Genomic DNA, 12631 nt, shown 5'->3' with positions numbered 1-12631 from the left:
ACTGCGGTCCGCTTTGACGGCACATGTCAGCGGACCGACCGGTCAAGTCGCCGCCCCGAACAGCCGATGGAAGGGGCGTGTCCTTCGCTGCGATGACGGCCGCCCTCACGACCGCGACGACGTCGACGACGTCGGTCGATCCCTCGAGGTTCACGAAGATCCCGACGGCGCCCCTGCCCGTCCATCACGCCACGCTCACCGAGCGCCTGCAGGACTTCGGCAACAACTGGTCGGGGTTCGCCTCGATCATCTTCATCGTGATCTTCGGCGTCGTCATGTGGCGGATGCTCAAGACGATGCCCAAGACCAAGCCGGTCGAGATCAAGCCCGACGCCGGCGTCGAGGTCAACTGGGAGGACATCGCGGGCGTCGACGAGGCCAAGCGCGAGCTGCAGGAGGTCGTCGACTTCCTGCGCGACCCCAGGCCCTTCAAGCGCCTGGGCGCCAGCGTCCCCGCCGGCGTCCTGCTGCACGGGCCGCCCGGCACGGGCAAGACCCTGCTGGCCAAGGCCGTCGCCCACGAGTCCGGCGCGACGTTCTACTCCCAGTCGGCGTCCTCGTTCGTCGAGATGTTCGCCGGCCTGGGCGCCGCCCGCATCCGCCGCCTGTTCCGCGAGGCCCGCAAGAGCGAGCCCGCGATCATCTTCATCGACGAGCTCGACGCCGTCGGCGCCCGGCGCGGCAGCGACAACAACTCCGAGCGCGAGCAGACGCTCAACCAGCTGCTCGTCGAGATGGACGGCTTCGCCTCCTCCGGGCGGCTCGTGGTCATGGCCGCCTCCAACCTGCTCGACAAGCTCGACCCCGCGCTGCTGCGCCCCGGCCGCTTCGACCGCCAGGTCTTCGTCTCGCCGCCCGACGTCGACGGGCGCCGGCGCATCCTCGAGGTCCACACGGCCAACAAGCCGCTGCGCGCCGACGTCGACCTGCACCTCGTCGCCCAGCAGACGAGCGGCCTGACCGGCGCCGAGCTGGCCAACCTCTGCAACGAGGCCGCGATCTTCTGCGCGCGCCGCTCGGGCCAGGCCCTCGGGCGCGAGGACTTCGACGGGGCGCTGGAGCGCGTCGTCGCGGGCGTGCAGACCAACACCACGCTCAACGAGCACGAGCGCAAGGTGGTGGCCTACCACGAGGCCGGCCACGCCCTGTGCCGCGAGCTGCTCATCGCCTCCGAGCGCGTGCACAAGATCTCGATCGTCCCGCGCGGCCAGGCCCTCGGGTTCGTCATGAACCTGCCTGACGAGGACAGCTACCTCAAGACGCGCGAGGAGCTCGTCGACCAGATGACCGTCCTGCTCGGCGGCCGCGTCGCCGAGGCCATCGTCTTCGGTGTCGTCACGACCGGCGCCGCCAACGACCTGCATCGCGTCGCCGAGATCACCCACTCCATGGTCCACGACTACGGCATGGGCACCGCCACCGCCGGCGTCCGCGCGGTGACCGACGCCGACATCGTCTCCGACCTCACGCGCCGCATCCGCGACGAGGAGCAGCAGGAGCTGGCCTTCGAGGCCCAGCGCGCCGCCTACGACCTCATCACGCGCCACCGGCCCAAGCTCGAGGAGCTGGCCCAGGCGCTCATCGAGCGCGAGACGCTCGACCGCGGCGAGATCGACCAGATCATGGACGGCGTGGACCGCACCGCGCACCGCCGCCCGCGCGGCGTGCCCGCGCCCCCGCCCGAGCGCCCCCGCATCGCCGCCGTCACCCCGCTGCCCCACCCGGGCGGCGAGGACGACGACAACACCGCCGCCTAGGGCCCTCCGCCGCCCTGGGCGGCGCCGACGGGCTCGATCCGCAGGACCCACGGGCCCGCCGCGGCGATGCGCACGTCGTGGTAGAGCGCCGGGCGGATCGTCGCGGTGGTGGTCGGCCCCGGCCGGTGGGCCACGAGCAGGCTGCCCGAGGCCGTCAGGGTCACCGGGCCGTCGGAGCGCACGGTCGCCCGGGCGGCGCGCGGGATGTAGAGGACCGACAGCGTGCGCGACGTCGTGCCGCGCAGCAGCACGGGCGCGAACGTGCGCGGCGGGCGCCGCGACGGCGCGTGGGAGCGGTCGATGACCAGCAGGCGCCCGGCGCGCCGCACGCCCGGGCCGGCCACGTCGACGCGCAGGTAGGAGACGCCGAGCGGGATCGAGCGCAGCGAGACGCGCACGGTGTCGCCCCGCTGATCGATGCGCCAGGTCGCCGTGCTGCGGGCGCGGTCGCCGGGGCGCGAGAGCGTCACACGCGCGCCCGAGGGGCTCACGCGCCCGACGAGCTCGATGTCGGGGCCGGCCACCTCGAGGCCGAGCGGCCCCTTGCCGCCGGTGACCGGGAGGGCGAACTCGACGTGGGGCCGCCGGGCCACGGATGGGATGTCCGCGAGGCGCTCGGCGACCGCCGTGCAGCCCTCCTGCAAGCTCTGACCGGCATGGCCGGCGGCCGCGAACCAGCGGTCCAGCGCGGTGGTCAGCGTCGACTCCTGCAGGCGCTGGATGGCCCGGTAGCGGTCGCTGAAGAAGGCGGGCCCGGAGCCGCTGGCGGTACTGGCGGCCACCGCGGCGCCCAGTCGGCAGTCCTTGACCGCGTCGAGCTGCTGGGCGGGCGTCAGCGCCCGCCACGCCGAGCCGGGGCGGCCGAGCTGCAGCGCCTGCTGCGCGGTGTCGGTCCGGCCCGAGGAGCCGCCGCCGCACCCGACGGCCACCGCGACCAGCGCGGGCAGGACACAGAGCACGACCGACCGCATGCCTGGACAGTAGCCGCCGCCCGGCGGCGCGTGCCCCGGTCCGGCGGGTAAGGTCGCGCGCCATGTTCGCGCGCATCGACCACGTGGGGATCGCCGTCGAGGACCTCGACGCCGCCATCGCCCTGTACGAGTCCACCTACGGGATGGAGCTGGTGTACCGCGAGGCGGTGATCGACCAGGGCGTCGACGCCGTCCTGCTCGACGTGGGCGAGAACCACGTGGAGCTGCTGTCGCCCCTGGGCCCCGACACGCCCGTGGGCAAGTTCCTGGCCCGCAAGGGGCCCGGCATGCACCACATCGCCTACCAGGTCCCCGACATCGAGCGGGCGCTGGCCGACCTCAAGGCCGCCGGGATGCGCCTCATCGACGAGGAGTTCCGGATCGGCATCCGCGGGTCGCACGTCGCCTTCCTGCATCCGGCGTCCACCGGCGGGGTGCTGACGGAGATCGTCCAGCCCGTGGATCACTAGTCGGGTCTGAAGGCAAGTAGGCTCTGGGCATGGCTCAGCGCATCTCGATCGGCTTCCAGGCCAGCCCCCGCTGGCGACCCGCGTCAGCGACGCTGAGCTGTCGCGGCTCCGTGACGCCCTCGGGACCGAGGGCTGGCACGACGTCGACGCCGAGGACGGGTCGATCCGGCTCAACCTCGAGCACGTCCTCTGGCTGCGCGTCGAGAAGGACGAGCAGCGCGTGGGCTTCGGCATCGGCTGAGCACCCACGGCGGCGGGTGCCGCCTCACCCGACCGGGTCAGCTCGCGTGCCGGCGCGAGCGCAAGTTCTGGTCATGTTCAGGTTGGTATGGCGCGCTCGTGGCCGGGGTGGGCGGAGATGGCCGTGGAGGATCGGCGGGCCCGGCTCGGCAGATTTGCTGCGGTCCGGCGGCGGCGACCTGTGCAACGTCGCACGAACTGACCCCGAGAAGGTCCTGACGCAGACGGTGAACGCACGGGATCGGTGACATGACCCTCCCGTCCCCGGTCAGCGTCGGATGCGCAAGAACGCTTGCAACGCACCCGGGCCCTGTGCAGACCGGGGACCGATGGGGAGGTTTGGTGTCACCTGGGGTCAAGTCACCGCAAATGTGGCTGGACTCGGGGTCTATCGGTGCTCTAGGAAGGGGCGACAGCATGTAGCTGGAGAACCCCGCCGGGCCTCGATACCTTGGAGCACGAGGTCTGGCGTGCGCCCCCGAACGGCGACGCATGTGACCAGTCGTGGCCGAGGGGGCCGGTGTGACCGAAGCTCCAGGAGGCGCAACACGGCACGTCCAAGCGCAAACGAACGGCAGAACGATTTCCTCGCGAGTTGATCTTCGCGTGCCCGACGTCCGACGTCGGCGCACGGTGACCCTGCGTCGCATCACCGGCCTCCGGCCGCTTCCCCGACCCATCGAAGAGGCGCCCCGGCCGAACGCCGCCGTGGCGCATCGCGATCGCCACTACCGGCTGTGGCTCGCCACCGCCGACGCGCTCTCCGCCCTCGTCGCCCTGGTCGTCTGCGTCGACCTGCTGGGCGACGACCACCTCAGCGTCACCGTCCTGGTCGGCCTGCCGCTGGTGATCCTGGCCTCCAAGCTCAGCGGTCTGTACGACCGCGACGAGCTGCTCGTCCACAAGACGACGTTGGAAGAGGCCCCGGCGATGCTCGAGCTGGCCACGCTCTACACGATGGCCGTGTGGATGGTCGACGGCATCGTCATCAACGGCACCCTGGGCAAGTCCCAGGCCTTGGTCCTGTGGGCCACGCTGCTGGCCTTCGGCCTCGGCTTCCGCTGGGTCGCCCGCGCCGTGGCCTCGCGGGGCGTGGCCGAGGAGCGGCTGCTGCTCGTCGGCGACGCGGTCACCTACGGGCGCGTCCAGCACAAGCTCGAGATGGCCGGCATCCACGCCAAGCTCGTGGGCCGCATGTCGCTGCAGCGCGTGTCGGACTTCTCCTCGGAGGAGCGCCCGGTCGACCAGGACACCTTCGGGCACCTCATCCACCAGCTCGACGCCCACCGCGTGCTCGTCGTGCCGAGCCAGACCAACCCGCAGGTCACCGTCGACCTCATCCGCGCGGCCAAGGCGCTCGGCGTCCGGGTGAGCATCGTCCCGCACGTCTTCGACGTCGTGGGCAACACGGTGGTCTGTGACGACCTGGGCGGCATGACCCTGCTCGGTGTGCGCGAGTTCGCGCTGTCGCGCTCCTCGCGCCTGGTCAAGCGCGCGTTCGACGTGGTCGGCGCGCTCGTGGGCCTCGTGTTCCTCGCGCCCCTGTTCGCCGTCATCGCAGCGCTCATCAAGCTCGACTCGCGCGGGCCGGTCTTCTTCCGCCAGGAGCGCATCGGTCGCGACGGCCACCTCTTCCGCATCTTCAAGTTCCGCTCGATGGTCACCGACGCCGAGCAGCGCAAGGACGATCTCATGGCCCACAACGAGGCCGACGGGCTGTTCAAGATCGCCGACGACCCGCGGATCACCCGCATGGGCCGCCGGCTGCGCCAGTCCTCGCTGGACGAGCTGCCCCAGCTCATCAACGTGCTGCGCGGCGAGATGTCGCTCGTCGGGCCGCGGCCGCTCATCCGCAGCGAGGACAAGGTCATCACGGGCTATGACCGGCGGCGGCTGCACCTGACGCCGGGCATGACGGGTCACTGGCAGATCATGGGCTCCTCGCGCGTGCCGATGCACGAGATGGTCAAGATCGACTACCTGTACGTGACGACGTGGAGCCTGTTCCAGGACTTCAAGATCCTGGCGCGGACCGTGCCCTACATGTTGGCCCGTCGCGGGCTGTAGCGACCACCGCGGGGCCTCCGGCTGAGGCGGGGTCTAAGCTCGCGGATCTCCATGCCGGCCATCCGCGAGCAGTCGCCCGACCCGCTGCCGGGTCCGCGCGGGGCCGCCCGCGACGATGCCGAGATCCTGGTCGTCGAGGGCTTGACGAAGCGGTGGCCGCGGCTCGAGCGCCCGGTGCTCGACGCCGTGTCGCTCACGGTGCGCGCGGGCTCGCGCACGCGGATCGTCGGCGCCAACGGCGCGGGCAAGACCACGCTGATCCGGGTGATCGCCGGGCTCGTGCTGCCCGAGGCGGGCACCGTCCGCGTCGAGGGCCACGACCCGGTCCGCGACCGCGAGGCCGTGCAGCGGCGCGTCGGGTTCCTGTCGGCCGGCGACCGGGGGCTCTACGCGCGGCTGACGGTCCGCCAGCACCTCGACCTGTGGTCGCGCCTGGCCCTGCTGCCGGCCGCGCGGCGCCGCGCGGCCGTCGAGCGGTCGATGGCCGACTTCGCGCTGCACGACCTCGAGGGTGCGCGCACCGACCGCATGTCGATGGGTCAGCGCCAGCGGCTGCGCGTGGCGATGGCGTTCCTGCACGAGCCGCGGCTGACGCTGCTCGACGAGCCCATGAACTCGCTCGACGACGCGGCGGCCGACCTGCTGGCCGCGGCGATCGCCCGCACCGCGCAGGTCGGCGGCGCGTGCCTGTGGATCTCGCCGGGCGACGACCGCGCGTCGGTGGACTTCGACGCGACGCTCGTGCTGGCCGGCGGCCGGCTGGAGCCGCGGTGAGCCTCCCGCCCCGCCTCGCCGCGACGGTGGCGCTCATCCGCCGCGATGCGCTGATCTACACGAGCTACCGCGGGCGGCTGGTGACCCAGAGCGTCGGCACGGTCTTCACGCTCGCGCTGTTCTACTACGTGTCGAAGCTCGTGCGGGTGGAGCCGTTCCACTCCCCGAAGGAGTACTTCGGCTTCGTCGTCGTCGGCCTCGTGATCCTCCAGGTGCTGCAGTCCACGCTGGAGAGCCCGATGCAGCTGCGCCAGGAGCTCGTGGCCGGAACGTTCGAGCGGATGGCCCTGTCGCCCTTCGGGCCCACCGCCAGCGTCGCGAGCCTGATGATCTTCCCCTTCGCGCTGGCCTCGATCATGTCGGCCGTCACGCTGGCGCTCGCGGTCGTCATCTTCGGCGTGCGGCTGCACTGGGCGACGGTCGCGCTGGCGATCCCCGTGGGGCTGCTGGGGGCGCTGTCCTTCGCGCCGCTGACGCTGCTCATGAGCGCCGTGATGCTGCGGTTCAAGCAGGCGCCGGGAGCCAGCTACATCATCGCGTTGGTCTCGCTGTCGGCCGGGCTGTACTTCCCGACGAGCCTGCTGCCGGGCTGGATCCGCTGGGCCTCCGAGGTGCAGCCGTTCACGCCCGCCGTCGAGCTGCTGCGCCACCTGCTGCTCGGCCTGCCGCTGACGGAGAGCACCTGGGTGTCGCTGGCCAAGATGGTGGGCTTCGCGATCGTCGGGCTGCCGCTGGCCGGCGCCGCGGTCGGCATGGCGATCAGGAGCTGCCGGCGGAACGGGACGCTCGTGGAGTACTGACGCGGGCGCCGCGACGCAGCGGCGCCATCCAGCGCAGCAGCGTGCTCGGCGCGTGCGCGAGCTGATGGCGGCGGCGGATCGGGCCCGGCGCTGCGTCGCCGATCATCCAGCGCAGCTCCTCGAGGCTCGGGAAGAGCTGATGGCGCAGCGCCGCACCACGCTGGTGCCTGGGTGCGACCAGGACGTCGACAAGCCGCTGCTCGGCGTGCAGCTGCACCGTGTCGCCGAGCAGGCGCCAGTCGGCCAGCCGCGTGACCAGCGGCGCCGGGCGGGGGCGGCGCCGGGTCCACGGCGCGGCGGGCATGCCGACGATCCGCTCCGCGGTCAGCGCCGCGGCCGCCAGGGTCCCGGCCAGCTCGGGGACGCGGTCGACGACGGACGCGATCGCGCCGTCGGGGAGGGCCCGCGCCCGGTCGCTGTCGGCCAGCGTCGCGAGGTCGCAGGCCATGCGCAGCCCGGCGAACCCGTCGCGCGCGTAGATCAGGAGCAGCGTGGCGAGCTCCCACTGCACCGGCGCGCGGCGCCCCCAGGCGGGATCGGGGAGCGCGTGCGCCAGCAGCTGGGGCGAGAAGGTCGTCTCGTGCCAGTGCACGCGCCAGTGCAGCTCGACGTTGGGCGCCGAGCCGGCGGCGGGCCGCAGGCACCAGTGCAGCGGTGGCAGGCCGTCGGGGCCTGGCGGATCCTCGGGCGCGCGGTAGGCGTGCGCCCGCACGACGTCGACCGCCCGCGCCAGGTCGTCGCGGCCGACGAGGAGGTCGACGTCGCTGGACGGCCGCGCGCCGGCGTCCCCGTAGAGCGCCTCGCCCAGCAGCGGGCCTTTGAGGGCCAGCGCCGCGATCCCGTGGCGCTCGAGCTCGAGCAGCAGGCCGAGCGTGATGAGCTGCAGCCGTCCGCCCTCGGCGCGCTCGTGGCGGGGCACGTCGCCGAGCAGCGCCTCGAGCTCGGCCGCCGGCGCGCCGAGGCCGGCCTCCCGCAACCGGCCAGGGACGATGCCCAGCAGGCGCTGGCGCGCGGCGAGCGCGGCAAGCGTCGGCGCGTCGACCACGGCGGCCAGTCGGCCGGCCTCCTCGGCGCGCGCGGCGCGGCGCTCCTGCGTGCTGCAGAGAAGGCGCAGGAGCCGATGGGCGGGCTCGTCGCCGCTGACCGCTCGGCGCTCCCTCGTCAAGAGCAGGGCCGGCGACCGCAGGCTTGCCGGGCGAACATGACCGTAGTATCACTGCTCGCGACCGATGTCCGACGATCCATCCGTGATCCGCCTGCGCTCGGGCGACGTCCCATGGCGCGAGGTCGACGGCCAGATCGTCGTCCTGGACTCCTCGACCTGGAACTACGTGGGCCTCGGCGGCAGCGCGACCGAGCTGTGGCCCCTCATCGTGCAGGGCACCACGCTGCCCGCCATGGCCGACGTGCTGTGCTCGGCCTACGACGTTGATCGCGCACGGGCCGTCACCGATGTGCAGGGCTTCGTGGAGCGGCTCGTGGCCCTCGACCTGGTGGAGCAGGGGGCATGAGGCCGGGGCTGCGCCGTGCGGCGGCGTGGCATGGCGTGCCCGCCGGCACCGTCTGGGCCTGGCGGTCGCTGCGGTGCCTGCGGCGCGATCTGAAGCGCATGGGGCTCGAGGCCGCGGTGCCGCCTTGCCCGCCCGCGGCGCTGACCCGGCCCGGGCGCTGGTCGGTCGCCGGGGTCCTGCGCGCCGGGCGCGCGACGTGCCTGGAGCGGTCGCTCATCGTTCAGCGCCTGCTGGCCGGGGCGGGCCGCACCCATGACGTGGCGATCGGCGTGCGCGGCTCGGAGGGGACGTTCCGGGCGCACGCCTGGGTCGTCGGCCACGACGTCGCGCCCGAGCAGGAGCGCTTCACGGTGCTGACGCGCATCCCGCCAGGATGACGCTCGGGCGGCTGGCGCCGCGGCCCCTGGAGCTGCTGTGGTCGGTCCCGTTCGGCCACGACGCGGCGACCGCGCCGCTGCGCCCGGCCGCGCAGGAGCCGCGCGCCGCGTTCGAGGACGTCGTGCTGGAGGCGCTGCGCCGCCCGCCGTGCACGGTCAGCTTCTCAGGTGGACGGGACTCGAGCGCGGTGCTGGCCGTCGCGGCGCATGTCGCGCGGCGGGAGGGCCTGCCCGCGCCGATCCCGGTGTCCAATCGATTCCCCGCGGTTCCGGCATCCCACGAGAACGACTGGCAGGAGCGCGTCGTCGCCCATCTGGGGCTCGAGGACTGGATCCGGCTGGAGCTCGGCGGCGAGCTCGACATGCTCGGCGGCCACGCGACCGCGCTCCTGCGCCGCCACGGCGTGCCGCCGCTGTTCAACGTGCACTTCCACAGCCCGGTGGTGGCGCAGGCCGCCGGCGGCACCATGCTCACCGGCGCCGGGGGCGACGAGCTGTTCGCGGGGGTCGAGCGCGCGCGGCTGGCGCGGCTGCTGTTCGCGCGGCGCCGGCCGGAGCCGGGACAGTGGCGCGCGACCGCAGGGGAGGCGCTGCCCGCGGCGCTGCGCGCCCGGCGCGGTCGCCGCACGCTGCCGTTCGCCTTCCCGTGGTTGCGACCGGAGGGCGTGCGGGAGCTCGCGGAGGCCTACGCCAGCTGGCTGGCCGCAGAGCCCTTGTCGTGGCCGCGCGCGCTGACGAGATGGTGGTGGCCCAGCCGCCGCCTGCAGTGCACGATCGCCGCGCTGGACCTCCTGGGACGCGATGCCGGGGTCCTGGTGCGCCACCCGTTCTCCGACGCGCGGACGCTCGCCGCCTACGCCGGGGGCACGCCGCGCGGCGGGGTGCCCGGCCGGGTGGCGGGCCTGTCCGGCCTGGTGGGCGACCTGCTGCCGGACGGCTGCCTGCGGCGCACGAGCAAGGCCTCGTTCAATGCGGCGATCTGGGGTCCGCGGGCCCGGGCGTTCGGAGCGTCCTGGCCGGGCACGGGCATCGAGGACGACCGCGTCGACCTCGACGCCCTGGCGGCCGAGTGGCGCAAGGACGACCCCGACCCGCACTCATTCGCCCTGCTGCAGACCGCCTGGCTGGCGGCCGGCGGCGCGCAGCGCGTCGAGCAGGACGTCGAGCCCGGGCTCCAGCGCTGACCAGTCCGCCTCGCGCGTCAGGCGCACCATGGCCGGCGTGGCGGCGTCGAGCAGCGCCTGCGGATGCCGAGGCGGGGTCCTGAGGGTCAGCGATGCCGTCAGCGCCCGCAGGCGCCCGGCCAGCGCGACCGGCTCGGTCCGCGGCGGGCCATCCCCCCACCCGAGCGCGACCCAGCCCGCGAACGGCGTCTCGGCCGGTGCGGGGGCCAGCGCCAGGCGCCAGCGCTCCCGGTCGCCGATCATGCCCAGCGGCGTGGCGCCCGCGAAGCGCTCGGCCGCACCCTTCCGCAGATCGAGGCAACGGGGGCCCGCCAGGGCGGTGTCGGCGGCGCGCAGCACGAGCGCGTCGTCGGCCAGGACGGGCACCCCGCGGCCAGCCAGGCCGGCCAGCAGCGTGGTCTTCCCGCCGTCCTTGGGGGCCAGCACGCCCCACGCGCGACCGTCGAGGACGAACCCCCCGGCGTGGAAGCAGACGTCGCCGCGCCAGTGCGCCGCGACGGCCGCCGCCGGGACGAGGTAGGGATGCACGAGCGCATCGGCGCCGACGGGGTGCGGCAGCATGTAGACGGCCGTGGCCTCGCGCCGGTCGAGGGCGATCACCCCGCCGGAGTCCAGCACCAGGCAGGCCTCGTCGTCGGTGAGGCGCGAGCGCCCTGCGGGCGATGGTCCGGTCCGCTGGGTGACCTGCCAGCGCGGCCAGGAGGTCGGCGCTGGGCCCAGCAGATCGTCATGGGCGGCCAGGTGCAGCCGCAGTCCGTAAGCCCCCGTGGCGCTTTGGTGGGACAGATCGTGCAAAGCCGACGCAGCTTGCCACGCCCGACACCACCGCCTACCCTCAGCGATATGGAGAACACCCCCGCCGCGCAGCGCGTCTACGAGGCGCCGACCGTGACGATCATCGGTGACCTGCACGACCTGACGCTGGCCTCCAACAAGGACTTCACGGCGCCGAGCGACGGCGTCCTGTTCAAGGGCAACCCCACGCTGGGGAGCATCTGAGCGGCACGAGCGCCCTCGTCGCGCTCCGGGCCGACGTACGGCGCTACGCGCCGCGTGAGCTGCTGACCGAGCCGGCCCTGTGGGCCATCGCCGTCTACCGCCTCGGGCGCTTCACCCTGGAGCTGCCGCGACCGGTCCGGCTGGCGCTCTTCCCCGTCTACGGGGCGCTGCACCTCGCGGTCTCGCTGCTGACCGGGATCAGCATCCCCAAGTCGGCCGAGATCGGCCCGGGCCTGCGGATCTTCCACTTCGGCGGGATCATCATCCACCCGGCCTCCCGCATGGGGGCCAACGTGACGATGGGCCACGGCGTGACCCTCGGCGTGCGCGAGCACCGCGACGGCGCGCCGGTCATCGAGGACGACGTGGTGCTCAGCGCCTATGCCCAGGTCCTCGGCGGGGTGCGGGTCGGCCGCGGCGCGAAGGTGGGGGCGATGACCGTCGTGCTCGACGACGTCCCCGCGGGCGCGACCGTCGCAGGCATCCCGGCGCGGGTCGTCGGCCGGCGCGACCGGACGGCCGATCCCGCGGAGCAGTTCTGAGTGACTCCCGGCCCAATGGCAGCGCGGACACCTCGCCGCGGCATCACCTCTGGTGCACTCAGCGCACTGATCATCGCGTTGGTGAGCGTTGTCGCGTTCGCGGCGTTCGGTGATCGCTATGTGAACGTCGACGCGGTCCACTCGCTCGTGTGGGGGCGGGAGATCGCTCACGGTCACCTCCCGCACTACGCGCCGGGTCCCACCCCGCATCCGCTCAGCAACCTCATCGCGGCGGCGCTGTCACCACTCGGCCCCGGGTCCGAGGACGGCCTGCTGGTCATCGGCTACCTGGCGACGGGCGTGCTCGGCTGGGCGACGCTGACCATCGCCCACGAGGCGTTCGGCCTCGCCGCCGGCGTGGTCGCCCTCGCCCTGCTCCTGACCCGGGAGGTCGTCGCCGGGTCCGCGCCGGTGGCGTCGGCCGACGGCCGCGCTGGCGGTGACGGGTGCGGTGTTCGGCGTCCTGACCGCGCCTCGGCGTACCTGGCCGGCGCTGGCGATCGTCGCCGCGCTCGGCGTCTCCTTCCTGCTGCCGGTCGCCGGCGGCACGCTGCTCCTCGCGCGATACGCCCTGCCGTTCGAGGCGATGGCGTGCGTCCTCGCCGGCGCGGGGCTGGCCGGCTGGATCGGAATGCGACGCCCTCGCGTCTGGCCGGCCGTCGCCGCAGTCGGGCTGGTCGCGGTCGTCGCGACCGCTCCCGCCCAGGCCACGCGGCTGTCGAACCTCCGTGATGCATCGGCCCAGATCGCCCGCACGCGCGCGGCGGGCGAGCACGTCGTCCGGTCCCGCCTGCCGTGTGGGCCGCTCGTGGTCCCCAACGAGCGGCTCCAGGCGCTGGCGGCCGTGTGGCGTGACGCGCCACGCGCGAGCATCGTGGACTCCAGTCACGGCGCCCCGGCCTCCGGGAGCTTCGTATGGGCACGCCGGACGCGTTCGCG

14 protein-coding genes are annotated in these 12631 nt (G+C 73.8%); 11 read left to right on the top strand and 3 right to left on the bottom strand.

The features are described from left to right. Positions 1-77: 77 nt before the first annotated feature. Complete coding sequence (locus tag FSW04_RS03160) at positions 78-1757, top strand: ATP-dependent metallopeptidase FtsH/Yme1/Tma family protein (RefSeq protein WP_187369207.1); 1680 nt, start codon at positions 78-80, stop codon at positions 1755-1757. On the opposite strand, the gene FSW04_RS03155 is transcribed toward FSW04_RS03160, so the two are convergent. Continuing rightward, a complete protein-coding gene (locus tag FSW04_RS03155; RefSeq protein WP_146916166.1) occupies positions 1754-2728 on the bottom strand; it encodes a hypothetical protein in 975 nt (324 codons plus the stop codon). The genes FSW04_RS03160 and FSW04_RS03155 overlap by 4 nt on opposite strands. Before the next feature lie 62 nt (positions 2729-2790). On the opposite strand from FSW04_RS03155, the gene mce reads away from it, so the two are divergent. From mce to FSW04_RS03135, 4 genes are all read left to right on the top strand, one after another. Further along, positions 2791-3198, top strand: coding sequence for a methylmalonyl-CoA epimerase (mce, locus tag FSW04_RS03150; RefSeq protein ID WP_146916165.1), 408 nt, complete (start codon positions 2791-2793; stop codon positions 3196-3198). 948 nt (positions 3199-4146) lie between these two features. Continuing rightward, entirely contained in the window at positions 4147-5505 is a 1359-nt protein-coding gene (locus FSW04_RS03145; RefSeq protein WP_228430848.1) for a sugar transferase, read from the top strand. A gap of 51 nt (positions 5506-5556) precedes the next feature. Beyond that, on the top strand, positions 5557-6279 hold the full coding sequence (locus FSW04_RS03140; protein ID WP_146916163.1) for an ATP-binding cassette domain-containing protein: 723 nt from the start codon (positions 5557-5559) through the stop codon (positions 6277-6279). Continuing rightward, positions 6276-7079 (top strand): ABC transporter permease, encoded by an 804-nt coding sequence (locus tag FSW04_RS03135; RefSeq protein WP_187369206.1) that lies wholly within the window; start codon positions 6276-6278, stop codon positions 7077-7079. The genes FSW04_RS03140 and FSW04_RS03135 overlap by 4 nt, the downstream gene beginning before the upstream one ends. Here the strand turns inward: FSW04_RS03135 and FSW04_RS03130 are convergent. Further along, positions 7039-8244, bottom strand: coding sequence for a nucleotidyltransferase family protein (locus tag FSW04_RS03130; RefSeq protein ID WP_228430847.1), 1206 nt, complete (start codon positions 8242-8244; stop codon positions 7039-7041). The genes FSW04_RS03135 and FSW04_RS03130 overlap by 41 nt on opposite strands. Before the next feature lie 64 nt (positions 8245-8308). Between FSW04_RS03130 and FSW04_RS03125 the strand changes: the two genes are divergently transcribed. The 3 genes from FSW04_RS03125 to FSW04_RS03115 are packed head-to-tail and all read left to right on the top strand — an operon-like array spanning position 8309 to position 10151. Further along, positions 8309-8590, top strand: coding sequence for a PqqD family protein (locus FSW04_RS03125; protein WP_146916157.1), 282 nt, complete (start codon positions 8309-8311; stop codon positions 8588-8590). Then, positions 8587-8967, top strand: a complete 381-nt coding sequence (locus FSW04_RS03120; protein WP_146916154.1) for a lasso peptide biosynthesis B2 protein — start codon at positions 8587-8589, stop codon at positions 8965-8967. Before FSW04_RS03125 ends, FSW04_RS03120 begins: the two co-directional genes overlap by 4 nt. Continuing rightward, positions 8964-10151: an asparagine synthase-related protein gene (locus FSW04_RS03115; protein WP_146916152.1), complete on the top strand. Its 1188-nt coding sequence runs from the start codon at positions 8964-8966 to the stop codon at positions 10149-10151. The genes FSW04_RS03120 and FSW04_RS03115 overlap by 4 nt, the downstream gene beginning before the upstream one ends. Here FSW04_RS03115 and FSW04_RS03110 read toward each other — a convergent pair. Beyond that, positions 10065-10769: a hypothetical protein gene (locus FSW04_RS03110; RefSeq protein ID WP_146916150.1), complete on the bottom strand. Its 705-nt coding sequence runs from the start codon at positions 10767-10769 to the stop codon at positions 10065-10067. The genes FSW04_RS03115 and FSW04_RS03110 overlap by 87 nt on opposite strands. Positions 10770-10994: 225 nt before the next feature. Between FSW04_RS03110 and FSW04_RS03105 the strand changes: the two genes are divergently transcribed. The 3 genes from FSW04_RS03105 (at position 10995) to FSW04_RS03095 (ending at position 12424) form a co-directional block, all read left to right on the top strand. Then, the gene (locus FSW04_RS03105; RefSeq protein WP_146916148.1) at positions 10995-11150 is read left to right on the top strand and encodes a lasso RiPP family leader peptide-containing protein; all 156 of its coding nucleotides are present in this window, start codon (positions 10995-10997) and stop codon (positions 11148-11150) included. 281 nt (positions 11151-11431) lie between these two features. Continuing rightward, a complete protein-coding gene (locus FSW04_RS26710; protein WP_228430845.1) occupies positions 11432-11692 on the top strand; it encodes a serine O-acetyltransferase in 261 nt (86 codons plus the stop codon). Between the two features lie 81 nt (positions 11693-11773). Beyond that, positions 11774-12424: a hypothetical protein gene (locus FSW04_RS03095; RefSeq protein ID WP_146916144.1), complete on the top strand. Its 651-nt coding sequence runs from the start codon at positions 11774-11776 to the stop codon at positions 12422-12424. The last annotated feature ends 207 nt before the right edge of the window (positions 12425-12631 follow it).

It is taken from the genome of Baekduia soli (genome assembly GCF_007970665.1).
In the GTDB taxonomy this organism is placed as follows: domain Bacteria; phylum Actinomycetota; class Thermoleophilia; order Solirubrobacterales; family Solirubrobacteraceae; genus Baekduia; species Baekduia soli.
This window is presented reverse-complemented; position numbering and strand designations above follow the sequence as displayed.

What these genes read in the sequence shown, in the direction of transcription:
- FSW04_RS03155 (WP_146916166.1), bottom strand. Translation starts at nt 2,728, where the DNA reads ATGCGGTCGGTCGTGCTCTGTGTCCTGCCCGCGCTGGTCGCGGTGGCC.
- mce (WP_146916165.1), top strand. Translation starts at nt 2,791, where the DNA reads ATGTTCGCGCGCATCGACCACGTGGGGATCGCCGTCGAGGACCTCGAC.
- FSW04_RS03125 (WP_146916157.1), top strand. Translation starts at nt 8,309, where the DNA reads ATGTCCGACGATCCATCCGTGATCCGCCTGCGCTCGGGCGACGTCCCA.
- FSW04_RS03105 (WP_146916148.1), top strand. Translation starts at nt 10,995, where the DNA reads ATGGAGAACACCCCCGCCGCGCAGCGCGTCTACGAGGCGCCGACCGTG.
- FSW04_RS26710 (WP_228430845.1), top strand. Translation starts at nt 11,432, where the DNA reads ATGGGGGCCAACGTGACGATGGGCCACGGCGTGACCCTCGGCGTGCGC.
- FSW04_RS03115 (WP_146916152.1), top strand. Translation starts at nt 8,964, where the DNA reads ATGACGCTCGGGCGGCTGGCGCCGCGGCCCCTGGAGCTGCTGTGGTCG.
- FSW04_RS03140 (WP_146916163.1), top strand. Translation starts at nt 5,557, where the DNA reads ATGCCGGCCATCCGCGAGCAGTCGCCCGACCCGCTGCCGGGTCCGCGC.
- FSW04_RS03120 (WP_146916154.1), top strand. Translation starts at nt 8,587, where the DNA reads ATGAGGCCGGGGCTGCGCCGTGCGGCGGCGTGGCATGGCGTGCCCGCC.